24 protein-coding genes and 1 riboswitch are annotated in these 23,449 nt (G+C 73.2%); of the genes, 10 read left to right on the plus strand and 14 right to left on the minus strand.

Annotation, left to right across the window (positions count from 1 at the left end; genetic code table 11):
- Positions 1-151: 151 nt before the first annotated feature.
- Complete coding sequence (locus FXF65_RS34965; protein WP_148354341.1) at positions 152-580, minus strand: DUF3017 domain-containing protein; 429 nt, start codon at positions 578-580, stop codon at positions 152-154.
- 205 nt (positions 581-785) lie between these two features.
- Here FXF65_RS34965 and FXF65_RS34970 point away from each other — a divergent pair, with 205 nt between their 5' ends.
- Positions 786-1,511, plus strand: a complete 726-nt coding sequence (locus tag FXF65_RS34970) for an FHA domain-containing protein (protein WP_083980548.1) — start codon at positions 786-788, stop codon at positions 1,509-1,511.
- Between the two features lie 169 nt (positions 1,512-1,680).
- Here FXF65_RS34970 and FXF65_RS34975 read toward each other — a convergent pair whose 3' ends face one another.
- Complete coding sequence (locus FXF65_RS34975) at positions 1,681-2,532, minus strand: bifunctional methylenetetrahydrofolate dehydrogenase/methenyltetrahydrofolate cyclohydrolase (protein ID WP_148354342.1); 852 nt, start codon at positions 2,530-2,532, stop codon at positions 1,681-1,683.
- Positions 2,533-2,556: 24 nt separating this feature from the next.
- Positions 2,557-2,642: riboswitch (ZMP/ZTP riboswitch) on the minus strand.
- A gap of 91 nt (positions 2,643-2,733) precedes the next feature.
- Here FXF65_RS34975 and FXF65_RS34980 point away from each other — a divergent pair.
- Positions 2,734-3,327: a GNAT family N-acetyltransferase gene (locus FXF65_RS34980; protein WP_148354343.1), complete on the plus strand. Its 594-nt coding sequence runs from the start codon at positions 2,734-2,736 to the stop codon at positions 3,325-3,327.
- A gap of 36 nt (positions 3,328-3,363) precedes the next feature.
- Here the strand turns inward: FXF65_RS34980 and FXF65_RS34985 are convergent, their stop codons facing one another.
- The 3 genes from FXF65_RS34985 to purN form a co-directional block, all read right to left on the minus strand.
- The gene (locus FXF65_RS34985; RefSeq protein WP_148354344.1) at positions 3,364-3,543 is read right to left on the minus strand and encodes a hypothetical protein; all 180 of its coding nucleotides are present in this window, start codon (positions 3,541-3,543) and stop codon (positions 3,364-3,366) included.
- Between the two features lie 158 nt (positions 3,544-3,701).
- The gene (purH, locus tag FXF65_RS34990; RefSeq protein WP_148354345.1) at positions 3,702-5,267 is read right to left on the minus strand and encodes a bifunctional phosphoribosylaminoimidazolecarboxamide formyltransferase/IMP cyclohydrolase; all 1,566 of its coding nucleotides are present in this window, start codon (positions 5,265-5,267) and stop codon (positions 3,702-3,704) included.
- Positions 5,248-5,943 (minus strand): phosphoribosylglycinamide formyltransferase, encoded by a 696-nt coding sequence (gene purN, locus FXF65_RS34995; protein ID WP_148354346.1) that lies wholly within the window; start codon positions 5,941-5,943, stop codon positions 5,248-5,250. Before purN ends, purH begins: the two co-directional genes overlap by 20 nt.
- Positions 5,944-6,082: 139 nt before the next feature.
- Here purN and FXF65_RS35000 point away from each other — a divergent pair, with 139 nt between their 5' ends.
- The gene (locus tag FXF65_RS35000) at positions 6,083-6,613 is read left to right on the plus strand and encodes a hypothetical protein (RefSeq protein WP_148354347.1); all 531 of its coding nucleotides are present in this window, start codon (positions 6,083-6,085) and stop codon (positions 6,611-6,613) included.
- Positions 6,614-6,622: 9 nt separating this feature from the next.
- Here FXF65_RS35000 and FXF65_RS35005 read toward each other — a convergent pair whose 3' ends face one another.
- From FXF65_RS35005 to sucC, 3 genes are all read right to left on the minus strand, one after another.
- A complete protein-coding gene (locus FXF65_RS35005) occupies positions 6,623-8,470 on the minus strand; it encodes a cell division protein PerM (protein WP_246199315.1) in 1,848 nt (615 codons plus the stop codon).
- Positions 8,471-8,636: 166 nt separating this feature from the next.
- The gene (gene sucD, locus FXF65_RS35010; RefSeq protein ID WP_148354348.1) at positions 8,637-9,524 is read right to left on the minus strand and encodes a succinate--CoA ligase subunit alpha; all 888 of its coding nucleotides are present in this window, start codon (positions 9,522-9,524) and stop codon (positions 8,637-8,639) included.
- Positions 9,525-9,526: 2 nt separating this feature from the next.
- Positions 9,527-10,702, minus strand: coding sequence for an ADP-forming succinate--CoA ligase subunit beta (sucC, locus tag FXF65_RS35015; protein ID WP_148354349.1), 1,176 nt, complete (start codon positions 10,700-10,702; stop codon positions 9,527-9,529).
- Positions 10,703-11,001: 299 nt separating this feature from the next.
- On the opposite strand from sucC, the gene FXF65_RS35020 reads away from it, so the two are divergent.
- Complete coding sequence (locus FXF65_RS35020; protein WP_246199316.1) at positions 11,002-12,588, plus strand: glycoside hydrolase family 15 protein; 1,587 nt, start codon at positions 11,002-11,004, stop codon at positions 12,586-12,588.
- Between the two features lie 8 nt (positions 12,589-12,596).
- Here the strand turns inward: FXF65_RS35020 and FXF65_RS35025 are convergent, their stop codons facing one another.
- Together FXF65_RS35025 and FXF65_RS35030 are read right to left on the minus strand one after the other, a co-directional pair.
- A complete protein-coding gene (locus tag FXF65_RS35025) occupies positions 12,597-13,364 on the minus strand; it encodes a sulfite exporter TauE/SafE family protein (protein ID WP_148354350.1) in 768 nt (255 codons plus the stop codon).
- A 61-nt stretch (positions 13,365-13,425) separates the two neighbouring features.
- Complete coding sequence (locus FXF65_RS35030; RefSeq protein ID WP_148354351.1) at positions 13,426-13,971, minus strand: GNAT family N-acetyltransferase; 546 nt, start codon at positions 13,969-13,971, stop codon at positions 13,426-13,428.
- A 107-nt stretch (positions 13,972-14,078) separates the two neighbouring features.
- Here FXF65_RS35030 and FXF65_RS35035 point away from each other — a divergent pair, with 107 nt between their 5' ends.
- Complete coding sequence (locus FXF65_RS35035) at positions 14,079-14,570, plus strand: MaoC family dehydratase (RefSeq protein ID WP_148354352.1); 492 nt, start codon at positions 14,079-14,081, stop codon at positions 14,568-14,570.
- A 7-nt stretch (positions 14,571-14,577) separates the two neighbouring features.
- On the opposite strand, the gene pcrA is transcribed toward FXF65_RS35035, so the two are convergent.
- Entirely contained in the window at positions 14,578-16,833 is a 2,256-nt protein-coding gene (gene pcrA, locus FXF65_RS35040) for a DNA helicase PcrA (protein WP_187412666.1), read from the minus strand.
- A 299-nt stretch (positions 16,834-17,132) separates the two neighbouring features.
- Here pcrA and FXF65_RS35045 point away from each other — a divergent pair, with 299 nt between their 5' ends.
- Together FXF65_RS35045 and FXF65_RS35050 are read left to right on the plus strand one after the other, a co-directional pair.
- On the plus strand, positions 17,133-18,602 hold the full coding sequence (locus FXF65_RS35045; protein WP_148354353.1) for a gluzincin family metallopeptidase: 1,470 nt from the start codon (positions 17,133-17,135) through the stop codon (positions 18,600-18,602).
- 33 nt (positions 18,603-18,635) lie between these two features.
- The gene (locus FXF65_RS35050; protein ID WP_148354354.1) at positions 18,636-18,935 is read left to right on the plus strand and encodes a protealysin inhibitor emfourin; all 300 of its coding nucleotides are present in this window, start codon (positions 18,636-18,638) and stop codon (positions 18,933-18,935) included.
- A gap of 12 nt (positions 18,936-18,947) precedes the next feature.
- Here FXF65_RS35050 and FXF65_RS35055 read toward each other — a convergent pair whose 3' ends face one another.
- The 3 genes from FXF65_RS35055 to dhaK are packed head-to-tail and all read right to left on the minus strand — an operon-like array spanning position 18,948 to position 20,955.
- The gene (locus FXF65_RS35055; RefSeq protein ID WP_222868889.1) at positions 18,948-19,334 is read right to left on the minus strand and encodes a PTS-dependent dihydroxyacetone kinase phosphotransferase subunit DhaM; all 387 of its coding nucleotides are present in this window, start codon (positions 19,332-19,334) and stop codon (positions 18,948-18,950) included.
- 2 nt (positions 19,335-19,336) lie between these two features.
- Complete coding sequence (dhaL, locus tag FXF65_RS35060) at positions 19,337-19,963, minus strand: dihydroxyacetone kinase subunit DhaL (protein WP_148354355.1); 627 nt, start codon at positions 19,961-19,963, stop codon at positions 19,337-19,339.
- Positions 19,960-20,955 (minus strand): dihydroxyacetone kinase subunit DhaK, encoded by a 996-nt coding sequence (dhaK, locus tag FXF65_RS35065; protein WP_148354356.1) that lies wholly within the window; start codon positions 20,953-20,955, stop codon positions 19,960-19,962. The genes dhaL and dhaK overlap by 4 nt, the downstream gene beginning before the upstream one ends.
- Positions 20,956-21,154: 199 nt before the next feature.
- Here dhaK and FXF65_RS35070 point away from each other — a divergent pair, with 199 nt between their 5' ends.
- The 3 genes from FXF65_RS35070 (at position 21,155) to FXF65_RS35080 (ending at position 23,437) form a co-directional block, all read left to right on the plus strand.
- Positions 21,155-21,838 carry a PIG-L deacetylase family protein gene (locus FXF65_RS35070; protein ID WP_148354461.1) on the plus strand — a complete coding sequence of 228 codons (684 nt, stop codon included), beginning with the start codon at positions 21,155-21,157 and terminating at the stop codon, positions 21,836-21,838.
- Between the two features lie 137 nt (positions 21,839-21,975).
- The gene (locus FXF65_RS35075; protein WP_148354357.1) at positions 21,976-22,437 is read left to right on the plus strand and encodes an SRPBCC family protein; all 462 of its coding nucleotides are present in this window, start codon (positions 21,976-21,978) and stop codon (positions 22,435-22,437) included.
- Positions 22,438-22,537: 100 nt separating this feature from the next.
- Complete coding sequence (locus tag FXF65_RS35080) at positions 22,538-23,437, plus strand: serine hydrolase (protein WP_148354358.1); 900 nt, start codon at positions 22,538-22,540, stop codon at positions 23,435-23,437.
- The last annotated feature ends 12 nt before the right edge of the window (positions 23,438-23,449 follow it).

The following is a 23,449-nucleotide window of genomic DNA, read 5'->3' on the forward strand; positions in this document are numbered from 1 at the left end:
AGGGGCGGTGTCGGCCGTCCGGTTCGCGCCGGATGAGAAGAGACTCAGTCCTTGTAAGGCTCAACTGGCAAGGCTAGCCGAGCCGCCCGGAAGGTCTGGACCCGGCCACCGTCCATGACCCCGGAAACACCCTTTGACCTGGGACGATGCCCTACTTAGGGGACCCTTCCCGGCGTCCGGCGATGAGCATCCGCGCGCCGCGCACGACCATCGTCAGCATGATCAGCACCCCGAACGCCCCGGCGAGGATCAGCCCCGGCTTGTTCATCGGCGGGATGCTGAGCGCGACGAACGCGACCATCTCGCCGAGGATGACGAGCGTCCAGCAGTCGATCGAGCGGCTGCGGACGGCGAGCGGCCCGAGCTGCGACTCCGGCAGCAGGAGCCGGGCGAGCGCGCCGAGCAGCAGCGCGGCGGCCATCAGCCCCGACCCCTTGCGGAAGTAGTTGAACGCGCACAGCGTGAGGCCCGCGCCCACGCCGCTGAGCACGAGGAGGTAGGGAAGCTGCGCGAGCCAGTGCGGCGCCGCCTCCCTGCGGCGCGGGGCCTTGCGGCGGCGCCTGCGCACCTCGGTGCTCATGGGCTTCACGGTATAGCGATTCGGTCCACCGCACGACATCGGGCGGACCGCCGCCCCCAAGGGGTGGGACGGATGGGGCGCGGGTGATGTCCGAGAGGCCGGAATCCCTTGCGCCATCGTGCCTACTCGCCAGTAGGAGGGTGTGACCACACGGCGCCCGGGTAACCCGGCAGACAGGGGTCGCTAACTAGCTGGGAGGACTGCCGTGGAGGGGCCGTTCATGCGGATCGAGGACAGCGGGCTGGTGGTGCCGCTGCGCCCCGACGTTACGACGGTCGGGAGAGGGAGAGGAGTGGATATCCGCCTCGACGACCCGAGTGTGTCCCGTTTGCACGCTGAGATCGTCCGACGCGGTCCGTACGTCTACGTGGTGGACATGGGCCTGTCCCGCAACGGGACCCGCGTCAACGGGCGGCCGATCGCCCGCCGAGTCCTGGAGGACGGTGACGTCGTGAGTTTCGGCACGGCGCGCTGCCGGATGGGGGGCATCCCCCGTGAGGAGGTCGACCCGGACGTCGAACTGCGGCGCGCGGTCGCGCCGGAGCTCACCCGACGCGAGGTCGACGTGCTGACCTCGCTGTGCCGTCCAGCCCTGTCCGACGAGGCGTTCGTGGCCCCCGCCACGGCGCGCGACATCGCCGGGGAGCTGGTCGTCACCGAGGCCGCCGTCAAGCAGCACCTGCTGCGTCTCTACCAGAAGTTCCGGATTCCCGAGGGCGCCAACCGGCGGACCAGGCTCGCCAACGAGGTCATCGCGATGGGCCTCGTCCGGCCGCTGCCACCGGTGCACGTCCCGCAGGGCCGCCCTCCGATGGACGGCCGCGTACCGGGGGTCCGGGGCACGGCCGAGACGCGGCGGGCGGGCGCGCCGCACGCCCACCACACCGGCGCCCGCCCGGCGCCGAGCCCGGCGGGACGGAGGGCGAGCTGAGATAGGTCCGCGGTCGCCCTCGACGGCAGCGCAACTGGAGGGCGATCGCTTGACGAGTCGTGCGGGGCCGCGCAAGTGACGGCGTGGCTCCGTCCGGCGGAGAACACGGGCGGGAGCCGCCACCAGGGTGCTGGTGGCGGCTCCCGCTCGTTCAGGTCAGCCGTCCCGTCTAGGCGAGGCTCTTCTCCGCTGCCTCGACGACGTTGGCGAGCAGCATCGCTCGGGTCATCGGGCCGACGCCGCCCGGGTTCGGCGCCATCCATCCGGCGACCTCGCGGACGTCGGCGGCGACGTCGCCCGCGAGCCTGCCGTCGACCCGCGAGACGCCGACGTCGAGGACGGCCGCGCCGGGCTTGACCATGTCCGCGGTGATCAGGCCGGGGACGCCCGCCGCTGCGACGACGATGTCGGCGGCGCGGGTGTGCGCGGCGAGGTCCCGGGTCGCGGTGTGGCAGAGGGTGACGGTCGCGTTCTCGGTGCGGCGGGTGAGCAGCAGGCCGAGCGAGCGCCCGACCGTGATGCCGCGCCCGACGACGGTGACCTCGGCGCCCCTGATCGGGACGTCGAACCGGCGCAGCAGCTCGATGATCCCCTTCGGCGTGCAGGGCAGCGGGCCGGGCTGCATGAGGACGAGCCGTCCGAGGTTGGTGGGGTGCAGGCCGTCGGCGTCCTTCGCGGGGTCGATGCGCTCCAGGACACGCTGCTCGTCCAGGCCCTTCGGCAGCGGGAGCTGGACGATGTACCCGGTGCAGGAGGGGTCGGCGTTCAGTTCGGCGACGGCGCGCTCGACGTCGTCCTGGGACGCGGTGGCGGGCAGGTCGCGGCGGATGCTCTCGATGCCGACCTCGGCGCAGTCGCGGTGCTTCATGTTCACGTACGAGTGGCTGCCGGGGTCGTCGCCGACGAGCACGGTGCCGAGCCCGACGCCCACGCCCCGGTCGCGCAGCGCCTCGACGCGGGTCTTGAGGTCGGAGCGGATCTCGGCGGCCGTGGCCTTGCCGTCCAGAATCTGTGCGGTCATGCGTTCCTCCGCGTGGCAGGTCCCGTCCTCCACCCAGGCGCGCGGTGTACGGACCGTGGTTCGCTCCCCGGTGGTGCCCCACCTTGACCGCGCCAGTCGCGTGAGCACCCATCGTAGTGGGCCGGGGTGCGGAGTGGCTCGCGATAATCGGCGGCGAGCGGCCCTGCCGGACGCCGCCGGGACGCTCGTAGCGTGGTCCGCATGACCGACGCATGGTTCGAGCGGCCCGTCCTGACCGGGCGTTACGTGCGGCTGGAGCCGCTTTCGCGGGAGCACGTCGAGGGGCTTTTCGCGGCGTCCAAGGACCCCGCCATCTGGACGTGGAAGAGCGAGCGGCAGCCCGCGACCGCCGAGGAGATGGCGGCCTGGGTGGACGGCGCGCTCGCCGGCCACGCGCGGCGCGCCCGCGTGCCGTGGGCGCAGATCGACGCCGCGACCGGGGAGGTCGCCGGGTCGACCTCGTACCACGACGTCGCCCCGGCGCATCGCGGGCTGTGCATCGGGCACACGTGGCTCGGCGCGCGGTGGCGGCGGACGGGCCTGAACACCGAGGCGAAGCTCCTGCTGATGGGACGCGCGTTCGACGATCTCGGGGCGATCCGGGTCGGGTGGCACACGCACGTCCGGAACGAGCGGTCGCGGGCGGCGATCGAGCGGCTCGGGGCGTCGTTGGAGGGCGTCCACCGCAAGCACCGGATCCGCGCGGACGGCTCGGTCCGCGACACCGCCGCGTACGGGATGACCGACGACGACTGGCCCGCGGCCGCCGAAGCGCTGCGCGCCCGGCTGCGCTGAGCGGGCCGGTCGAGCTGAGCGGGCCGGTCGAGCGGGTCAGTCCTCTTCGGAGCGGCCGCGCCAGGCGATCACGCGGTCGGTGCCGTGCCAGCCGAGATGCGCGGCCAGCATCGCCGCGAGAATCGCCGCGAGCAGCCCGATGACCTGCCGGGACTCCATGAGCAGCGTGTCCGCCTGGGACACGGAGCCGAGCATGAGGGACATCAGCAGATCCATCGCGCCTCCAACACGCACCACCCGCGCCAGGGGGAACACGGTCATGCGGAGGCGCGGCTCGCGCCGAGGCTACCCGGCCGAAAAAGTAAAAAATCCGGGGCTAAACCCGGTGCGGCGGTGTTCCCCGCCACACCGGGCCTGCCCGATGATCAGCCGGATCAGTGGTAGAAGTGCCGGACGCCGGTGAAGTACAGCGTGATCCCGGCCTTCTCGGCGGCGGCGATCACCTTGTCGTCGTTCACCGAGCCGCCCGGCTCGACGATCGCGCGGACGCCCGCCTTCGTCAGCACCTCAAGGCCGTCCGGGAACGGGAAGAAGGCGTCGGACGCGCCCACGGCGGCCGCGGCCCGCTCCTCCCCCGCCCGCGCGACGGCGAGCTTGGCGGAGTCGACCCGGTTGACCTGGCCCATCCCGACGCCGACCGTGGCGCCGTCGGCGGCCAGCAGGATCGCGTTGGACTTGACCGAGCGGATCGCCCGCCACGCGAACGCCAGGTCGGCGAGCGTGGCCTCGTCGGCGGCCGGGCCGGTCTTCAGCTCCCACGCGGACGGGTCGTCGCCGGGCGAGTCCACCTGGTCGACGCCCTGGAGCAGGACGCCGCCGTCGATGCGCCGGTACTCGGTCGCCCCGGCGGGCGCGTCCGGGCAGACCAGCAGCCGGACGTTCTTGAACCGGTCCTTGAGGACGGTCACGGCCTCGTCCTCGAAGGACGGCGCGATGACCACCTCGGCGAAGCTCTCGGTGACCTGCCGCGCCATCGCCGCCGTGACCGGGCGGTTCGCCGCGATCACCCCGCCGTAGGCGGACACCGGGTCGCAGTCGTGCGCCTTGCGGTGCGCGTCGGCGATGTCGGCGCCGACCGCGATCCCGCACGGGTTGGCGTGCTTGATGATCGCGACGCACGGCTCGGCGAAGTCGTAGGCGGCGCGGCGCGCGGCGTCGGTGTCGACGTAGTTGTTGTACGACATCTCCTTGCCGTACAGCTGCTCGGCCCCGGCCAGCCCGGTCTCGCCGGGCGTGCGGTACAGGGCGGCGCGCTGGTGCGGGTTCTCGCCGTACCGGAGGGTGTTCGAGCGCTCCCAGGTCGCGCCGAGGAAGTCGGGCCAGCCGGTCTCGGCGGCCGTCTCGTCGGGGGCCTGCGCACTGGCGAACCAGGACGCGACGGCCACGTCGTAGGACGCGGTGTGCGCGAACGCCAGCGCGGCCAGGCGGCGGCGCTCGTCCAGCGTGAAACCGCCCGCGCGGACGGCGTCCAGCACCGTTGCGTAGGCGGACGGGTCGACGACCACGGACACGCTCTCGTGGTTCTTCGCCGCCGCCCGCACCATCGTCGGGCCGCCGATGTCGATCTGCTCGACGCACTCGTCCGGCGTCGCGCCCGACCGCACCGTCTCGGCGAACGGGTACAGGTTCGCGACGACCAGGTCGAACGGCTCGACGGCCAGGTCGTCGAGTTGCTGGAGGTGGTCCTCCTTGCGCCGGTCGGCGAGCAGGCCCGCGTGCACCATCGGGTGCAGGGTCTTGACCCGGCCGTCCAGGCACTCGGGGAACCCGGTGAGCTTCTCCACCTTCATCACCGGGACCCCGGCGGCGGAGATCCGGCCCGCCGTGGACCCGGTCGAGACGATCTCCACGCCCGCCTCGTGCAGGCCCCGGGCCAGCTCCTCCAGCCCGGACTTGTCGTACACGCTGATCAGCGCGCGCTTAATCGCCACCCGACTCACCGGCCGAGCTCCCCTCTTGATCGGATTCCGCGGACGAATCCCTGCCGCTCGCGTCGCCGCAGGTCCTGCACTTCATCGAGACCCGCCTGCCGTGCGCGGTCCAGCCGTCGCGGGCGAGCCGCCCGACGACGTCCACGAGGAGACTGCGCTCCACCTGCTTGATCCGCTCGTGCAGGGAGTCCTCGTCGTCATGCCACCGCACGGGGACGGTCTCCTGGGCGATGACGGGACCGGTGTCCACTCCTTCGTCGACGAAGTGCACCGTACAGCCCGTCACCTTCACGCCGTACGCCAGGGCTTCCCGTACGGCGTGGGCGCCGGGGAACGCGGGCAGCAGCGCGGGATGGGTGTTGACCGTCCGGCCGCCGAACCTCGCGAGGAACAGCGGGCCGAGGATCTTCATGAACCCGGCGGACACCACGAGGTCGGGCTCGTACTTCGCGACCGTCTCGGCGAGGGCGGCGTCCCAGTCGGCGCGGGACGGGAAATCGGGCACCCGCACCGTGAAGGTCGGCAGGCCGGCGCGCTCGGCGCGCTCGGTTCCCCCGATATCGGGGCGGTCCGCCCCCACGGCCACCACGGTCGCCCCGTAGGCTGGATCCGCGCACGCGTCGAGCAGCGCTTGTAGGTTGGTCCCCGCGCCGGAGACGAGGACGACGAGCCGGGCGGACACCATGACTCCTCAGTGGACGTAGCTTGGGACACCACGCAGCCTATCGGGCGGGCTCGGCCGCGCCCGAACCCGCGTCGGCCGCGTTTCGGCGTCCGGGCACGGGACCCGCGCCGACGGACACAGGGCCAGGAGGAGACGAGACGTGAGCGAGCACCAGGGCCCACCGGCCCCGCCCGAAGACCGCCCCGGGGGGCGGCCGCTGGGAGAGCCGCCCGCGGGCCCGGACCTCACTCCCGGTAGTACGACCGGCGGGGCCCCCGGCGGTGTGCCCGGGGGGACGCCGCCGGAGCGGCACCGCACCGGGTGGCGCGCGCTGTGGCTCGGCGGCATCGCGCTGATCACCGCGTTCTTCTTCTACCCGCTCGGCCTGGTGCTCGGGATCGCCGCGCTCGTCGTCGGCATCCGCGCCCGGCGGGCGGCGCGGCGCAGCCGGGGGGCCGCGCCCGGGGCCGTCCCGGGGATCGTGCTCGGGTCGATCGGGCTGGTGTTCTCGATCCTGTCGGTGTCGCTGACCGTGTACCTGTGGTCGGAGCTGAGCGGCTACCAGAGCTGCGTCAGCGGGTCCAACACGACGACCGACAAGCAGGCGTGCCAGGACAAGTACTACCCGCGGATCGAGAAGAAGCTCGACCTGCCCTCCGGCAGCATGGACAAGTACGGCGACCTGCTCTAGCCCCCGTCCCTACTCGTCGGGGCGCTCGTCGGGCTCCTCGCGCAGGACGTAGATCGCGCCGCCCCGGTTCTCGGTGCGGCTCGGGTCCTCACGCGGCGGCGGGACGCGCTCGGGCCGCGCCTCCTCCCGCGGGGGATCCTCCGCGTCGTCCATGAGGTGGCCTTCGAGGACGACCGTGCCGTCCCTGGACGGCGGGGCGGGCGCGGGCCGCTCCTCCTCGGCGAGGTCCGGCAGCGGGTCCGGCGTCCGGCGCGGCCGCCGCCGCGGCGCGAGGACGGGATCGGCCTCCTCGAACTCCAGCGGATCATGCCCGAACGGCACCTTCGGCGGCGCGGGCTTCGGTGCAGGTTTCGGTGCGGACGCCTTCTCCGGATAGTCGCCCGGGACGGGCGCGGACAGCGGCACAGGCATCGGCATCGGCGCCGGAAGCTCCCGCATCCCCGTCCGTTTCTCGGCCTGCTTCTCGGCCTTCCTGCGCTTCCGCTTCGCGGGCGGTGCGTCGGCCGGGCGGCGCAGCACCATCCAGTTCGCCACCCACGCCGCGATCGCCGCGGAGATCCCGACCTCCAGCGCCGCGAGCAGCCCGACCTGCCAGGCGGACGGCCCGACCGTCTCCATCCGCCCGTTCCCGAGCGGGCCGCCGGACAGGGCGCTCAGCAGCGCCGCCACCGCGCCGGTCAGCGCCCCGGACACGAAGCCCCACAGCGGCGCGCCCTCCGACACCGGCGTGGGCATCGACCTGATCGTGAGGACGCCGCCGACCGCGCCCGCCGCGAACGGCGCGGCCAGCGCGAGCAGCGACAGGGCGGGCGCCGGGCCCGGCTCGGGCAGCGCCGCGAGCGGCGGGAACGCGGGCACGGCGTTCAGGAACACGCCGGTCGGGGACACGCTCGTCCCCGCGCCGACGGAGAAGCCGGGGCCGACCGCGTACGCCATCCCCCAGATCACCGCGTTCGGCAGGAAGGCCAGCTCGACCAGGACCAGCAGGACGCCGCCGACCACGCCGGGGGCGAGCATGTCGTAGAGGTGGTCGGCCTCGGACATGTGCATGGCGAGCGACACCCCGACGAGCAGCGCGCCCGAGGCGAGCAGGACGCCGAGCGACCCCGCGACGCCGATCACGAGCGAGCGCGGCCGGTCCGGCAGCAGCCGCAGCAGCGCGCCGAGCCCGGACCTGAGCCGCTGCCCGCGCGCCTGTGCCGCGACCTGCGCCGCGACGACCGCGCGGGCCGCGCCGAGCCCGCCCGCGATCACCGCGACCAGGAAGCACGCGACGAGCGCCTGCCACACCGAGGGACGCACCTCCGGGGACGCCGCCGCCAGCGCGAGCAGCCCCGCGAGCGCCGCGTACGGGACGGCCAGCGCCACCGCGACGCGCACGACCTCCGTCCGCGGCCGGTGCGGCAGCCCGGCCGCCCTGATCATCCACCCGCCGCCCCGGTAGAGGAGCGCCCCGGGCAGGACGAGGACGCCGAGCGGCAGCAGGCCGACGCGGCCGTGCCCGTAGGAGAAGCCCGCGTGGTGGGAGACGAGCCAGAAGTTGACGGCCGTCCGGAACACGCCGGGCATGCCGTGGCCGAGCGCGGTCTTCGGCGCGGCGATCCAGCCGATCAGCGTGATCGTGGTGAGGACGGCGAGCCCGATCCCGATGCACCACAGCGCGGCGACGAGCCCCGTCACGTACAGCGGCCGGGACGCGGCGGACGCCTGCCCGCGCGGCCCCTCGCGGCCCGCGCGCTCCGCGCCCGTCCCGCGCCGGGCGGCTCGTCCGGCCGCCTCCGCGCCGCCGGTGCTCCGGTCCGGAATCCGGGCGGGCGGCTCCCGCTTCGGGCGCTGCCCGGGGGTCGTGTCGGTCACCGGTCCATGCTGGCACCACGTCCGGTTCCCGGCGGGCCGCCCGCCCGGCGTGTCGCCTTTGTCATTTCGTGCGCCGCCGCCCGTCCCGGGAAAGGCCGCCGAAACGCGAAAGACGCCCGGCCGGAACGTCCCGGCTCAGGCGTCTTTCGACACGTCCCAGTACAGGTCAGCGGTTCTTCATGATCTCCCGCATCAGGACGGCGGTCTCGCTCGGGGTCTTGCCGACGCGGACGCCGACCTTCTCCAGGGCCTCCTTCTTCGCCTGCGCGGTCCCGGCGGAGCCGGACACGATCGCGCCCGCGTGGCCCATCGTCTTGCCCTCGGGCGCGGTGAACCCGGCGACGTAGCCGACGACCGGCTTCGTCACGTGCTGCTCGATGTAGGCGGCGGCGCGCTCCTCGGCGTCCCCGCCGATCTCGCCGATCATGACGATGCCGTCGGTGTCGGGGTCGTCCTGGAACGCCTGGAGGGCGTCGATGTGGGTCGTCCCGATGACGGGGTCGCCGCCGATGCCGACGCAGGTGGAGAAGCCGATGTCGCGCAGCTCGTACATCATCTGGTAGGTCAGCGTGCCCGACTTGGACACGAGCCCGATGCGGCCGGGCGTGGTGATGTCGGCCGGGATGATGCCCGCGTTCGACTTGCCGGGGGACGCGATGCCGGGACAGTTCGGCCCGATGATCCGCGTCTTGTTGCCGTTCTTCTCCGCGTACGCCCAGAAGTAGGCGGTGTCGTGCACCGGGATGCCCTCGGTGATGACGACGCACAGCGGGATCTCGGCGTCGACGGCCTCGACGACGGCGTCCTTGGTGAACTTCGGCGGGACGAACACGACGGACACGTCGGCGCCCGTCTCGGCCATGGCCTCCTTCACGGTGCCGAACACCGGGAGGGTGGCGCCGTCGAACTCGACGGTCTGCCCGGCCTTGCGGGCGTTCACGCCGCCGACGACCTGCGCGCCGGACGCGAGCATCCGGCGCCCGTGCTTGGTGCCCTCGGAGCCCGTGATGCCCTGCACGATGATCTTGCTGTTCTCGGTGAGCCAGATGGCCATTGTCATGCACCTGCCGCGAGTTCGGCGGCGCGCGAGGCCGCGTCGTCCATGGTGTCGACCTGCTGGACGCCGGGCAGCGCCGCGTCGTTGAGGATCTTGCGTCCGAGCTCGGCGTTGTTGCCGTCCAGCCGGACGACCAGCGGGCGGTTGACGGTCTCGCCGCGGTCGGCCAGCAGCTGGTACGCCGACACGATGCCGTTGGCGACCGCGTCGCAGGCCGTGATCCCGCCGAAGACGTTCACGAACACCGACTTGACGGCCGCGTCGGACAGGACGATCTCCAGCCCGTTCGCCATCACCTCGGCGGACGCGCCGCCGCCGATGTCGAGGAAGTTCGCGGGCTTCTGCCCGCCGAACTTCTCGCCTGCGTAGGCGACGACGTCCAGCGTGGACATGACGAGGCCCGCGCCGTTGCCGATGATGCCGACGCTGCCCTCGAGCTTGACGTAGTTGAGGTCCTTGGCCTTCGCCGCGGCCTCCAGGGGGTCGGCGGCGGCCTTGTCCTCGAACTTCTCGTGGTCCTGGCGGAACGCGGCGTTGTCGTCCAGGGAGACCTTGCCGTCGAGGGCCTTCACCTGGCCGTCGGCGGTGAGGATCATCGGGTTGACCTCGACCAGGGAGGCGTCCTCGTCGAGGAACACGGCCCACAGCCGCTCGATCAGCTCGGCGGCGCCGTCCAGGGCCTCCTCCGGGAGCCGCCCCTTCTCGGCGATCTCGCGGGCGGTGGCGCGGTCGACGCCGTCCAGCGGGGAGACCGGCACCATCGCGAGCCGGTCGTGCGGCACCTCCTCGATCTCCACGCCGCCCTCGACGGAGCAGATGGAGAGGAAGGTGCGGTTGGCGCGGTCGAGGAGGAAGGAGAAGTAGTACTCCTGCGCGATCGCGCTGCCCTCCTCGACCAGGACCTTGTGGACCGTGTGGCCCTTGATGTCCATGCCGAGGATCTGGTCGGCGAGGGCTTGCGCCTCGTCCGCCGAGTCGGCCAGCTTCACGCCGCCGGCCTTGCCGCGGCCCCCGGTCTTCACCTGGGCCTTGACCACGACCTTCGAGCTCCCCGCGGCGAACAGCTCCGCCGCGATGGCCCGGGCTTCCTGGGGAGTATGGGCGACCTTGCCGGTGGGCACCGGTACCCCGTACTCGGCGAAGAGTTCCTTCGCCTGATGTTCAAACAGGTCCACGAGGCGTCCTTTTTGCGGATCGACAGCCGAATGACCACAACGAGTGGGGGTTACACGGGTGTCCGTGCGGCCGGCACTCTGCGGTCCGCTCCGTCGATGCAGCCTAGTCAACCCTCTTCCGTGATGAGGCCGCCGGGTCCCGTTGTCAGCGAGTGTTACCAAACCGCGGGTGTGTCACTCCTAGGGGGAGGGCACGAGTGGCACGTGAGGAGGATGAACCGAATGACGTAGTTTGATGTACTTATTTTCGCTGCGACGATGAAGTGCGGGCGGCGGTAGCGGTAAAGGGGGGCGAACACATGGCGATGGCGGAGGAACGTGACGCGCCCGCCGCGCCCGCCGGCGCGCCCGTCCCCGCCCGGGCTGCCTCCGTCGAGGCGGCCGTTCTCGTCCCGCCGCCGGCGCGTCCGGAGCCGCCCGCGCGGCGGCGCCCCCCGGCGGGCGGACGGACCAGGCGCGCGGGCGCGCGGACGATCCGCCGCGTCACCGCCCTGCTCATCGCGGCCGCGATGGTCGCGACGGCGGGCGCCAACGTGCCGGACGGCGGCGGCTCCGGCTGGGCGAGCCCGGGGCTCGTCGGCGGGGGCGGCTGGCCGTTCACGAGCGTCCCGCTGGCGCCCGACGCGGGCGACGGCGCCTCCTACCTGCCGGACAGCTCCGTCGTCCGGCTCGCGGACGGCCGGGTCCGGCTGATGCCGACCGGCGGGGAGACCCCGATCACCGTCGACCCGTCCGACCCGAGGGTCGGTCGGGCGGTGCGGTCCGACAGCGCCTGGCTGGCGTCGGGCGGCGTCCCGACCGGCGGGCCCGGCCCGGCCACCGGGGCCGACCGGGGCTACCGCGACATGGCCGCGCGGGCGCTGCTCGACCTGCGGCTGCTGACCCGTCCGAACGGGGCGTCGCTCGCGTCCTGGTACGCCCAGTGGCGGTACTGCTGGCCGCGCGACTCGGCGTTCGCCGTCGCGGCGTTCACCGTCACCGGGCATCCGGCGGAGGCGCGGCGCGTGCTGCGGTTCCTGGCCCGCGCGCAGAACAGGAGCGGCATGTGGGCCGCCCGCTACAACCCGGACGGGACGGCCGTCGCCGACGGCCGCGCCCCGCAGCTCGACTCGCTCGGCTGGGTGCTGTGGGCGACGTGGTTCTTCAGCGTCCAGGCCCGGTCGTCCGACGCCCGGGCCTGGGACATGCCGGACGACCTGTGGCCGATGGTGCTGCGCGCAGCCGACCACCTGTCCCGGACGCTGGACGCCGAGGGCCTGCCGCCCGCCTCGTCCGACTACTGGGAGCGCGACCACCGGCGCGAGCGCGACCCGCGCCGCCCGACCCTCGGCGTCGTCGGCCCGGTGCTCGCGGGCCTGCGCTCGGCGGCCGACCTCGCGCGGGCGCGCGGCGAGTCCGCCAAGGCCGCCGAGTGGCGGCGCGCCGCGCAGCGCGTGTCGGACGCCGTGGCCAGGCAGTTCGCGCCGTACGGGTATCCGCGCTCGCCCGTCCCGCACGGCTCGATGGACACCTCGGTCACGTTCATCGCGCCGCCGTTCGCGCCCGCCGACGCGACCGTGACCGCCGCGATCGCCAAGGCGCAGGCGAAGCAGCTGCTGCCGAACGGGGGCGTGCTGCCGGGCGAGGGCTGGTCCGGCAACCCGGACGTCGCCTGGACGCCCGAGACCGCCCTGTTCGGCCTGAACGCCGCCGCGTCCGGCCGGACGGACGAGGCGGCCACCTGGCTGAGCTGGCTCTCCGCGAACCGCACGTCGCTCGGCGTCCTGCCGGAGAAGGTCGGCGCGACCGGCAGGCCCGCGGGCCCGGCGCCGCTCGGCTGGACGGCGTCGATCGTCCTGCTCGGCCTGACGGCGCTGCAGCGCCCGCTGCCCGTCCCGCCCCCGTAACCGTCGGGTCAGCCGAAGCGCTGCAGGCCGAGCTTGACGACCATGGCGCACACCACGCACAGCAGCACGACGCGCACGAACCCGGCGCCCCGGTTGATCGCCATGCGGGCGCCGAGCTGGGCACCGGCGATGTTGCAGGCGCCCATGGCCAGCCCGATCGCCCACAGCACGTGCCCCTGGACGGCGAAGACGGCGAGCGCGCCGAGGTTCGTCCCGGCGTTGATGATCTTCGCGGTGGCGGCGGCGTTCACGAAGTCCATCCCGAGCAGCGCGGTGAACGCGACGACGAGGAACGTTCCGGTGCCGGGCCCGACGAGCCCGTCGTAGAAGGCGATGAGGACGCCCGGGACGAGGACGGCCGCCGCGACCCTGCGCCGCGTCCGCAGGACGAGCCGCGGCGCCCGGCCGAGATCGGGCTTGAGCACGACGAGCGCGGCGGTCGCGAGCAGCACCACCATGATCACCGGGGTGAGCGCGGCGGACGAGATCGCGGCGGCGCACAGCGCCCCGGCCGCCGCGCAGCCCACCGCGAGCCCGCCCGCCGACAGCGCGACGGGCAGGTCCGGCTTGGCCTTGCGCGCGTAGACGACGGCGGCCGACGAGACGCCCATGATCGAGCCGAGCTTGTTCGTGGCGAGCGCGGTCACCACCGGCTGGCCGGGCGTCGCCAGCAGCAGCGCGGGGAACTGGATCAGCCCGCCGCCGCCGACCATCGCGTCCACCCAGCCCGCCGCGAGGGCGGCGGCCAGCAGCACGAGCACCTGCTCGACGTGCACGGCGGGCTCCGGGGGGTAAGGAGTAAAAGGAAGATCACTTCTTACTCTACCGGGAGGATGATCAGGCGGACCGCCACTCGTCGGCGAGCACCGCCCAGATCTCGACGTCGCGCCGGGTGCCGCCGAGCAGGTACGACTCCCGCAGCACGCCCTCGCGCGTCATCCCGAGCCGCCGCGCCACCGCCGAACTGGACGTGTTGCGCCGGTCGCAGTGCCACTCGACCCGGTGCATCCCGCGCGTCCCGAACGTCCAGTCGATCATGTGCCGGGCGGCCGTCGTGATCAGCCCGCGCCCGCGCGCCTCGGCCGCCAGCCACACGCCCAGCTCGCACACCCCCATCGCGGCGTCGAACGTGCGGAACAGCGTGCCGCCCTGGAGGACGCCGTCCATCCAGATGCCGTAGATGCGGCCCGCGTCCCTCGCCTGCTTCTCCGCGTAGGAGTCCAGGTAGGCGCGGGCGGTGGCCTCGTCGACGATCAGGTGTCCCCACGGGATGTACTCGACGATGTCGTCGCGGACCCGCGCCACGTGCTCGGCGAACTCGGCGGACTGCCACGGCTCCAGGGGGCGCAGCTCGGCGTCGTCGGCGAGCCTGTGAGCGAACATGGGGGCCTCCCGGGGGTTATGGACTGACCGTCTGCCGTATACCGTATGGCCGTTTTCAGCCGCTCCCCGTCGCGCCATCGCCGGGCGGACCCGGCATCCTGGGACGCATGACGATCAGCACGCGGGCCCTCGGCGGCGACTTCCCCACCCCCATCACCGACCGCTACTTCGAGGACTACGAGACCGGCGCGACGTACGAGTACGGGCACGTCGCCCTCACCGAGGCCGAGATCGTCGAGTTCGCCCGCCGGTTCGACCCGCAGCCCATCCACATCGACCCGGACTTCGCCGCCACCGGCCCGTTCAAGGGCATCATCGCCAGCGGCTGGCACACCGGCTCGATCATGATGCGGCTGTTCGCGGACCACTTCCTGTCGCGGGTGGCGAGCCTCGCCTCCCCCGGCGTGGACGAGCTGCGCTGGCCCGCGCCCGTCCGTCCGGGCGACACGCTGCGGCTGCGCGTCGCCGTCCTGGAGGCGCGGGCATCACGGTCGAAGCCGGACCGGGGCATCGTCCGTACCCGCGCCGAGCTGCTCAACCAGGACGACCAGACCGTCCTGCACACCCTCCCGGCGAACCTGCTCGCCCGCCGCCCCTAGAGCTCCGCTAGAGCTTTTCGATGGTGGCGTACCGCAGGACGAGCGTCCGGACGCCGTACTCGCCGCCGAAGTCGACGCTCGCCTTCTGCCCGTCGTCGTACACGGACACGACCGTGCCGAGCCCGAACGCGTCGTGGGTGACCTTGTCGCCGGGCGACAGCGACGGGACGGGACGGTTCCCCGGCGAGCGCACCCCCGGCCGCGCCGCGACCCGCGACATGGCCGACCCGGACGTCGAGGACGCCTCCCGCTCCCACTCGACCAGCGGCCTCGGCACCTCGCCGAGGAACCGGGACGGCGGGTTCACCTGCGGCGCGCCCCACGAGCTGCGCATCGCGGCCCGCGAGACGTAGAGCCGCTGGCGCGCCCGCGTGATGCCGACGTAGGCGAGCCGGCGCTCCTCTTCGAGCTCCTTGGGGTTGCTCATGGCGCGCAGGTGCGGGAAGACGCCGTCCTCCATGCCGGTGAGGAAGACGACGGGGAATTCGAGCCCCTTGGCCGTGTGCAGCGTCATCAGCGTGACGACGCCGTCGTCGGTCTGCGCGGGCTGCTCGCCGGGCGGGACGGGCCCGCCCTTCGCGCCGCCGGGGATCGAGTCGGCGTCGGCGACCAGCGCGACCTGCTCCAGGAACTCGGGCAGCCTGCCCTCGGCGGGCTCGCCGTCGAGGCGCTCCTCGAACTCGCGGGCGACGGCCTCCAGCTCCTGGAGGTTCTCGAGGCGGGTCTCGTCCTGCGGGTCCTTGGACGCCTGGAGCTCGGCGAGGTAGCCGCTGGCCTTCAGCACCTCCGCGACCAGGTCGGCGGGGGTGAGGGTCTCGGCCGCGGCGCGCAGCTCGTCCAGCAGGGCGACGAAGTCGCGGACGGCGTTGAGCGACCGGGTGGCGAGGCCGGGCACCTCGTCCGGGACGCGGAGCGCCTGCCAGAACGACATGCGCTCGCGGGACGCGTACGCCTCCACGCACGCCTCGGCGCGGTCGCCGATGCCGCGCTTCGGCACGTTCAGGATGCGGCGCAGCGAGACGGCGTCCTCGGGGTTGGCGAGGCAGCGCAGGTAGGCGAGCGCGTCGCGGATCTCCTTGCGCTCGTAGAACCGGACGCCGCCGACGACCTTGTAGGGCAGCCCGACGCGGATGAACACTTCTTCGAAGACACGGGACTGCGCGTTCGTGCGGTAGAAGACGGCGACGTCGCCCGGACGGGCCGCGCCGTCGTCGCTCAGCCGGTCGACCTCGCGGGCGACGAACGCGGCCTCGTCGTGCTCGTTGTCGGCCACATAGCCGACGATCTTGTGACCCTCGCCCTGGTCGGACCAGAGCTTCTTCGGCTTGCGGTCGGCGTTGCGCTCGATGACCGCGTTCGCGGCCGACAGGATCGTCTGCGTGGAGCGGTAGTTCTGCTCAAGCAGGATCGTCGTCGCGTCTGGGTAGTCGCGCTCGAACTCCAGGATGTTGCGGATCGTGGCGCCGCGGAACGCGTAGATCGACTGGTCGGCGTCGCCGACGACGCACAGCTCCGCCGCGCCGACCCCCTCGACCGGGGCCGTCAGCTCGCGGACCAGCTCGTACTGCGCGTGGTTGGTGTCCTGGTACTCGTCGACGAGGACGTGCCGGAACCTGCGCCGGTAGTGCTCGGCCGCCTCCGGGAAGACCTGGAGCAGGTTGACCGTGAGCATGATCAGGTCGTCGAAGTCCATGGCGCCGGCCTGCTGGAGCCGCGCCTGGTACATCTCGTACGCCTCGGCGAGCGTCTGCTCCATGTGCGTGGACGCCCGCGCCTTGAACGACTCGTAGTCGATCAGCTCGTTCTTCAGGTTCGACACCTGCGCGCTGAACGACTTCGGCGGGTACCGCTTCGGGTCGAGGTCGAGCTCGCGGCAGACGAGCGCCATCAGCCGGTTCGCGTCGGCCTGGTCGTAGATCGAGAAGGTCGTCGGGAAGCCGAGCCGCTTGGCCTCGCGGCGCAGGATGCGCACGCACGCCGAGTGGAACGTCATCACCCACATGGCGCGCGAGCGGGGCCCGACCAGGGCGTCCACCCGCTCCTTCATCTCGGCCGCGGCCTTGTTGGTGAAGGTGATCGCGAGGATCTGGCCGGGATGGACGTCGCGCTCGCCGAGCAGGTGCGCGATGCGGTGCGTGAGTACCCGCGTCTTGCCGGAGCCCGCGCCCGCGACGATCAACAGGGGGCCGCCGGAGTGGAGGACGGCGTCGCGCTGCTGCGGGTTGAGGCCGTCGAGCAAGGGGTTGGCTTCGGTCTTCGACATCACGTGCGAGTCTACGGCGCGCCGCCGACGTTTTCGGCTTCCCGCCGATCCTCGTGCGTGGCAGGGCGTCCACCAAGGTCACCAGTCCGGATGAGGACAACCGGGTCAGGAAACCCCTTTCCCGCTTGACTCGGTCTTGTGACCAGCGGAGCGTGAATCGGGCGGAGAGGTTCGCGTCCCGCGCCGGGGACGCGACGGCCCGGAGCTTCCACGACCGGATCACCCCGGTGCCGCACGCCCTTCCGCGACCGCGTAGGGCCAGCAGGGGTCCACGCACGGTGATGGGAAAGGTGGAGTCGATGACGGTCCACCAGGAGCAGTCCCACCTATCGCAAGGCCGTCCGGCACGGGGAACGGAGGTCCCCGATACGCACGCCGGACGGCTCGCGCCGCGGTTCCGAGTCGAAGGGGCGGCCGAGGCCGCCACCCGTCCGGTCGAGCGGCCGGTGCCGATCCCGGTGCCGACCCCGACCGGGCACAGGTTCCTCATCTACAAGCAGGACCCGTCCGTGACAGAGCTGGGCGTCCGGCCGGTGTTCGTCCCGACGGTCGTGCTGAACGGCCCGGCGGACGCCCGCGTCCAGACCGACCTGTCCGGGGTCACGCCGGTCGCCCGCAACGCCGGGGGCGACTTCATCTTCACGCCCAACACGCCGCAGTTCGACTGCGCGCACACGTTCGCGGTCGTCCGGCAGACCCTGGCGATGTACGAGCGGCACAACGGCGGCAACCCGATCCCGTTCGCGTGGAACGTCGGCGGCAACACCGACCGCATCACGGTCTTCCCCCACGCGGGGACGGGCGCGAACGCGTTCTACACCAGGACGTCCAAGGCGCTGAAGTTCCTCTTCTTCACGCCGCAGGGCCAGCCGCCCGCGAACGTGGTGTTCACGTGCCGGTCGCTGGACATCGTGTCCCACGAGACGGGCCACGCCGTCCTGGACGGGCTCAAGCCCGGCTGGCTGTCGGCGGGCAACCCGCCGCAGACGGGCGGCCTGCACGAGTCGTTCGGCGACCTGACCGCGATCTTCCTGACGCTGGCGCAGCCGGACCAGGCGGAGGCGTTCGTCGCGCTCACCAAGGCCAACCTGCACGACAAGTCGTTCCTGCCCGCGCTCGCCGAGGAGTTCGGGAAGGCGCTCGGCATGCCGACCGGCCTCCGCAACGCCGACAACGACCTCACGCTGAGCCAGGTGAGCAACGAGGTCCACGCGATCTCGCAGGTGTTCACCGGCGCGGTGTACGACGTGCTGGCCGACGTCTACGCGTTCGAGCTCGGGCGCAGGCGGCGCACCGAGGACCCGACGATCGTGCTGATCGACGTCGCGGCGCGGCTGTGCCGGCTGCTGTTCGACGCGATCGTCGCGTCCCCGGCGACCGGCGCCAGGTACGTGGACGTCGCGAACAAGATGCTCCAGGTCTCGGCGGGCCGCGGCGACCCCGCGATCTACCGGACGTTCATCCGCAACCGGTTCGCCGTCCGCGAGATCACGACGGCGGCGACCCCGCTGACCGACCTGATGAGCGGGGTGATGCGGATGACCGACGCCGAGTACACCGGCGACGGGCAGGACGTCACCGAGGTCGAGGCGCACGACGAGCTGTCCGCGAGCCTGCGCGCCGAGCAGGACAGGTCGCGCTGCTGCGGCACGATGCAGATGCCCGAGTACCAGGTCGTCGCGCCGGAGCGGCTGGCCAAGCGGGGCCCGCTGGAGGACGATGACATCCTCCGGGACGATCTCGACGAGCTGCGCCGCGCGTTCAAGTAGCGCAGAGGTCGAGGCGGTGGGAAGGCGGACGGCATGCGCGTGAAGGTGGAGAGCACCGGCGGTTTCACCGGCCGGGACACCGTCGTCGCGCAGTACGACACCGCCGACCTTCCCGCCGCGCGGGCCGGGCGCGTCCGCGCGGCGGTGGACGCGCTCGCCGCCGCACGCGAACGCGGCGACGAGGGCGAGATCGGCGCGGACCTCCCCGCCTACCGGATCACCGTCTCCGACGCCGAGAAGGCCGGGGAACCCCGCGTCTACGAGGTGCGGGGCGACCCGACCGCGGGCCCGCCGTCCGTCCTGGGCGACCTCCTGCCGGGGCCGGACGGCTGACCGACTCGCCCTTCAGCGCGTCTTGCGGTGCTCGAACGCGGACTCGGCGGCGGCGTGGACGGTCGCGAGGTCCGCCCCCGTCGCGGCCATCGACGCGGCCGCCACCGCGCCCTCGACCAGCGGCGCGTCGGCGAGCAGGAGGTCGTCGCGCTCGGCGTCCTCGATCAGCGTCCGGGCGGTGAGGACGGAGCTGCCGAGGTCCGCGAGCAGGACGACGCCGTCGCCGCCGTCCGCCGCCGCGACGGCGGCCTCGGCCAGGTCGATGCTGGTGCCGAGCCCGCCCTCGGAGTCGCCTCCGGCGGGCTCGACGACGGCCTGCCCGACGCCCATCGCGCGGGCCACCTCAGCGACGCCGTCCGCGAGCGTGCGGCTGTGCGAGATGATCACTATTCCGACCACGGTCAGCCCTCCCCGGTGACGTCCGCGAGGGCGCCCAGGATCAGGGCCGTGGACGCCGCGCCGGGGTCCAGGTGCCCGACGCTGCGCGCCCCGAGGTAGCTCGCCCGCCCCTTCCGCGCCTGCATCGGGACGGTCTCCTCCGCCCCCTTCGCCGCCGCCTCGGCGGCGGCCCGCACGCATCCGGCGAGGTCGGAGCCGTCCGCGAGCGCCGCGTCGTAGGCGTCGGCGGCCGGGCCGAGCGCGTCGACCATCGTCTTGTCGCCCCGCTCGGCCTTGCCCAGTTCCCGGACGCCGTCGAGCGCGGCGCGGAGCGCGGCCCCGAGGGCGGCGGCGTCGACCTCCCCGGCGTCGCCGAGGGCCTTGCCCGCGCGGCGGAGCGCCGTCCCGTACAGCGGGCCGGACGCGCCGCCCGTCTTCGACACGATCGCCCGACCCGCCGCGATCAGCACCTTCCCCGGCGGGACGTCGCCGCCGGGGAGCGCTCCAACGGCGGCGCGGAAGCCGCGGTCGAGATTGTGGCCGTGGTCGCCGTCGCCGATGTCGGCGTCCAGGCGGGAGAGGCGGCCGGCGTCGGCGGTGACCAGCTCGGCGGCGTGCCTGATCCAGTCCGCGAGGTCGGCGCTCCTCATCGCCCCCACCGGAGCCCGGGGGTCTCGACGGGCGCGTCCCAGAGCCGGACCAGCTCGGGCGTCGCACGGCACACGCTGATCATGCAGCCCGCCATCTCCAGGCTCGTGACGTACGGCCCGACCAGCGGCCGGACGACGGTCGCGCCGTGCCCGGCGAGCCACTCGGCGGCGGCCGCGTAGGCGACGTACTGCTCGATCAGCGGCGTCCCGCCCATGCCGTTCACGAGCACGAACACCTCGGAGCCGGACAGCGGCATGTCCGCGTCGATCGCGGTCAGCGCGGCGTCCACGATCTCCGTCGCGGTGCCGATCTTGACCCGCTCGCGGCCCGGCTCGCCGTGGATGCCGATGCCGAGTTCCATCTCGTCCTCGGCCAGCTCGAACGTCGGCGTCCCGGCGGCCGGGACGGTGACGGACGACAGCGCCACCCCGAACGACCGGCTGCGCTCGTTCACCTCGCGCGCCACGGCGGCGACGGCGTCGAGCGCCGCGCCCTCCTCGGCCAGCGCGCCCGCGATCTTCTCGACGAAGAGGGTGGCGCCGGTGCCCCGGCGCCCGGCGGTGAACGTGCTGTCCTCGACGGCGACGTCGTCGTCGACGAGCACGGACGTGACCTCGATGTCCTCGTCCTCGGCCAGCTCGGCGGCGAGCTGGAAGTTCATGACGTCGCCGGTGTAGTTCTTGACGATCAGGAGCACGCCCGCGCCGCCGTTCACCGCCATCGTCGCGGCGATGATCTGGTCCGGCACCGGGGACGTGAACACCTCGCCGCAGCAGGCGGCGTCCAGCATGCCGTGGCCGACGAACCCGGCGTGCAGCGGCTCGTGCCCGGACCCGCCGCCCGACACCAGGCCGACCTTCCCGGCGCGCGGCGCGTCCCCGCGCACGACCGTCCCGCTCGCCGGATCGACGCGCAGCGAGGGATGCGCGGCGGCGAGGCCGCGCAGCGCGTCGGAGACCACGTCCGCCGGGGCGTTGATGAGTTTGCGCATGTCTCAGCTCTACCCTGGCTAACGCCCGCATCCCAGACCTAATCCCCGATCTTCCTACGAATCCCCAGATAGTGCGCACATCGCCGGGGGCAGCACCGGGTGGCCGGGGGGCCGGTCACGCAAACTGTTCACAGACTTTATCGTTGAAGCCGTGACCACTGTTCTGGACGACGGCGAGCTGCGGCGGATCCTGGTAGTGATGGCACACCCCGACGACGTCGACTTCGGCGCGGCGGGCACGGTCGCGGGCTGGACGGACCGGGGGATCGAGGTCGTGTACCTCATGGTCACCGACGGCGACGCGGGCGGCTTCGACGACGGGATCACCCGCGCCGAGATGGCGGCGCTGCGCCGGGACGAGCAGCGCGCGGCGGCCAAGTGCGTCGGGGTCGGCGACGTCCGCTGGCTCGGCTACCCCGACGGCAGGGTCGAGGTCACGCTCGACCTGCGGCGCGACATCACCCGCGAGATCCGCCGGGTGCGGCCCGACCGGGTCCTGATGCCGAGCCCGGAGCGCAACTACGAGCGGATCTACCCGAGCCACCCCGACCACCGGGCGGTGGGCTCGGCCGCGCTCGACGCCGTCTACCCGGACGCGCGCAACCCGTACGCGTTCCCGGAACTCCTCGCCGACGAGGGCCTCGAAGCCTGGACGGCCCGCGAGGTCTGGCTGAGCGGCGGCCCGTCGGTGAACCACTACGTCGACATCACCGCGCACTTCGACCGGAAGCTGAACGCGCTGCGCGCCCACGCCAGCCAGACCGCCCACATGGGCGACGGCCTGCCGGCCATGCTGCGCGGCTGGCTGTCCGCGAACGCCGCCGCCGCGGGCCTTTCCGAAGGACGCCTCGCCGAGGCATTCCAGGTCGTCGACACCGCTTGACGAAACCGCGTGAAGATTACGCATGAAACGGCTTGAACCAGTATTGAGACCTCACGGTCCAAATACATTCCCTCACATGCCGTAATCGACCTCAGTCCGGGCATGTGGCCTCCTGTGACAGGACACGGGGGGTTGTCATGCCGCATGAGATCGAGGCCACCGCCACGTCCAGGGCCGCGCCCGACGTGATCTTCAAGCACCTCTGCGTGGCGGAGAGCTGGGACGAGTGGGGCGGGTTCTGGGTGCGGGCCGCGCGGCGGGAGGCGGCGGGCGCGGACCATCCGAACGGGGTCGGGGCGGTCCGGCGGGTCCGGCCGCGCCGCGAGGAGGTCGTCGCCTGGGACCCGCCCCGCCACTACGGCTACGTCGTGCTGACCGGGCCGCCGCCGCGCGGGCTCCGCGCGGACGTGACCCTCGAACCGCACGCCGCCGGGACGACGCTGATCCGCTGGCGCGGCGCGTTCGAGGGGTTCCCGGGCACCGGGCCGTTCACGCGGGCGGTGCTGCGGCGCAGGCTCCGCGCGTACGCGCGGAGGGTCGCGCTGCACGCCGAGCGCTGCGAACCGGGCTGCCCGGCCCGCCTTCCGGGCGCGCTCTGATCCGTCTTCCGGGCGCGGGCCGACGCGCCCTCCGGACGCGCGCCGACGCGCGTCCGGCAGCACCCCTCACCGGGGAAGTCGCACGAATTCGGGGGGATCGATGCGACGTCGCATCATCGTGCTCGCCGTCGCGGCGGGCGCCACGGCACTGGGCGTCACCGCCCACCGGGTCGTCACGCACGAGCCGCGGCGGGAGGGCGTCGTCGCGGGCGCGACGGAGTCGGCCCGAGCGGCGGCCAAGCGCGGGGCGGCCATGGCGAACGCGCGCCCGTTCGACCCGGCGGGGCTGCGGCAGAGCGTCCGCGCGTATGTTCAGGGACGTCCGGGCAAGGCCGGGGTCATGGCCACCGACCTGCGCACCGGGCTGTCCTTCGGGGAGAACGAGAAGGGCGACTTCGTCACGGCGAGCGTCATGAAGGTCGACATTCTCGCGAGCCTCGTCCTGCAACGGCAGGGCGGGCAGCGGAACCTGTCGGGCGACCAGCGCGCGCTGGCAGGGCACATGATCCGCGAGAGCGACAATTCGGCGGCGGACGCGCTGTACTCCGCCGCCGGGGGCAGCGACGGCGTGCGGAGGGCGAACCAGCGGCTCGGGCTGCGCGACACGACGCCGTTCGCCGGGTCGTGGGGGTCATCGCTGACCAGCCCGTCCGACCAGGTGCTGCTGCTGCGGACCCTGGTGTCGGAGACGAGCCCGATCGGCGCGCCCGGCCGCGGCTACATCCTCGGCCTGATGGGCTCGGTGCTGCGCGAGCAGGCGTGGGGGGTCAGCGCGGCGGCGCGCCCCGGGGAGCGGGTGGCGCTGAAGAACGGCTGGACGCCCGTCTACCACCAGGGGCACGGCTGGGCGGTGAACAGCGTGGGCCGCATCACCGGCCCTGACCACGACTTCCTCGTCGCCGTGTGCAGCGGCGACAGCCCGACGATGGGGGCGGGCGTCGCGACGGTCGAGCACATGGCGGCCATGGTCGTTGGAACGCTCCGCACCGCACGGCCGTGATCGCCCACGGCC

The sequence above is a fragment of the Actinomadura syzygii genome (assembly GCF_008085905.1).
Lineage (GTDB): Bacteria > Actinomycetota > Actinomycetes > Streptosporangiales > Streptosporangiaceae > Spirillospora > Spirillospora syzygii.

Bases quoted from the DNA above. Each gene is read 5' to 3' on its own strand.
- FXF65_RS35045 (WP_148354353.1), top strand. From the start codon at position 17,133: ATGACGGTCCACCAGGAGCAGTCCCACCTATCGCAAGGCCGTCCGGCA.
- FXF65_RS35080 (WP_148354358.1), top strand. From the start codon at position 22,538: ATGCGACGTCGCATCATCGTGCTCGCCGTCGCGGCGGGCGCCACGGCA.
- FXF65_RS35035 (WP_148354352.1), top strand. From the start codon at position 14,079: ATGACGATCAGCACGCGGGCCCTCGGCGGCGACTTCCCCACCCCCATC.
- FXF65_RS35075 (WP_148354357.1), top strand. From the start codon at position 21,976: ATGCCGCATGAGATCGAGGCCACCGCCACGTCCAGGGCCGCGCCCGAC.
- FXF65_RS34965 (WP_148354341.1), bottom strand. From the start codon at position 580: ATGAGCACCGAGGTGCGCAGGCGCCGCCGCAAGGCCCCGCGCCGCAGG.
- dhaK (WP_148354356.1), bottom strand. From the start codon at position 20,955: ATGCGCAAACTCATCAACGCCCCGGCGGACGTGGTCTCCGACGCGCTG.
- FXF65_RS34980 (WP_148354343.1), top strand. From the start codon at position 2,734: ATGACCGACGCATGGTTCGAGCGGCCCGTCCTGACCGGGCGTTACGTG.
- dhaL (WP_148354355.1), bottom strand. From the start codon at position 19,963: ATGAGGAGCGCCGACCTCGCGGACTGGATCAGGCACGCCGCCGAGCTG.
- sucD (WP_148354348.1), bottom strand. From the start codon at position 9,524: ATGGCCATCTGGCTCACCGAGAACAGCAAGATCATCGTGCAGGGCATC.
- purN (WP_148354346.1), bottom strand. From the start codon at position 5,943: ATGGTGTCCGCCCGGCTCGTCGTCCTCGTCTCCGGCGCGGGGACCAAC.
- FXF65_RS35050 (WP_148354354.1), top strand. From the start codon at position 18,636: ATGCGCGTGAAGGTGGAGAGCACCGGCGGTTTCACCGGCCGGGACACC.
- FXF65_RS34985 (WP_148354344.1), bottom strand. From the start codon at position 3,543: ATGGATCTGCTGATGTCCCTCATGCTCGGCTCCGTGTCCCAGGCGGAC.
- pcrA (WP_187412666.1), bottom strand. From the start codon at position 16,833: ATGTCGAAGACCGAAGCCAACCCCTTGCTCGACGGCCTCAACCCGCAG.
- FXF65_RS35070 (WP_148354461.1), top strand. From the start codon at position 21,155: ATGGCACACCCCGACGACGTCGACTTCGGCGCGGCGGGCACGGTCGCG.
- FXF65_RS34975 (WP_148354342.1), bottom strand. From the start codon at position 2,532: ATGACCGCACAGATTCTGGACGGCAAGGCCACGGCCGCCGAGATCCGC.
- FXF65_RS35020 (WP_246199316.1), top strand. From the start codon at position 11,002: ATGGCGATGGCGGAGGAACGTGACGCGCCCGCCGCGCCCGCCGGCGCG.
- FXF65_RS35030 (WP_148354351.1), bottom strand. From the start codon at position 13,971: ATGTTCGCTCACAGGCTCGCCGACGACGCCGAGCTGCGCCCCCTGGAG.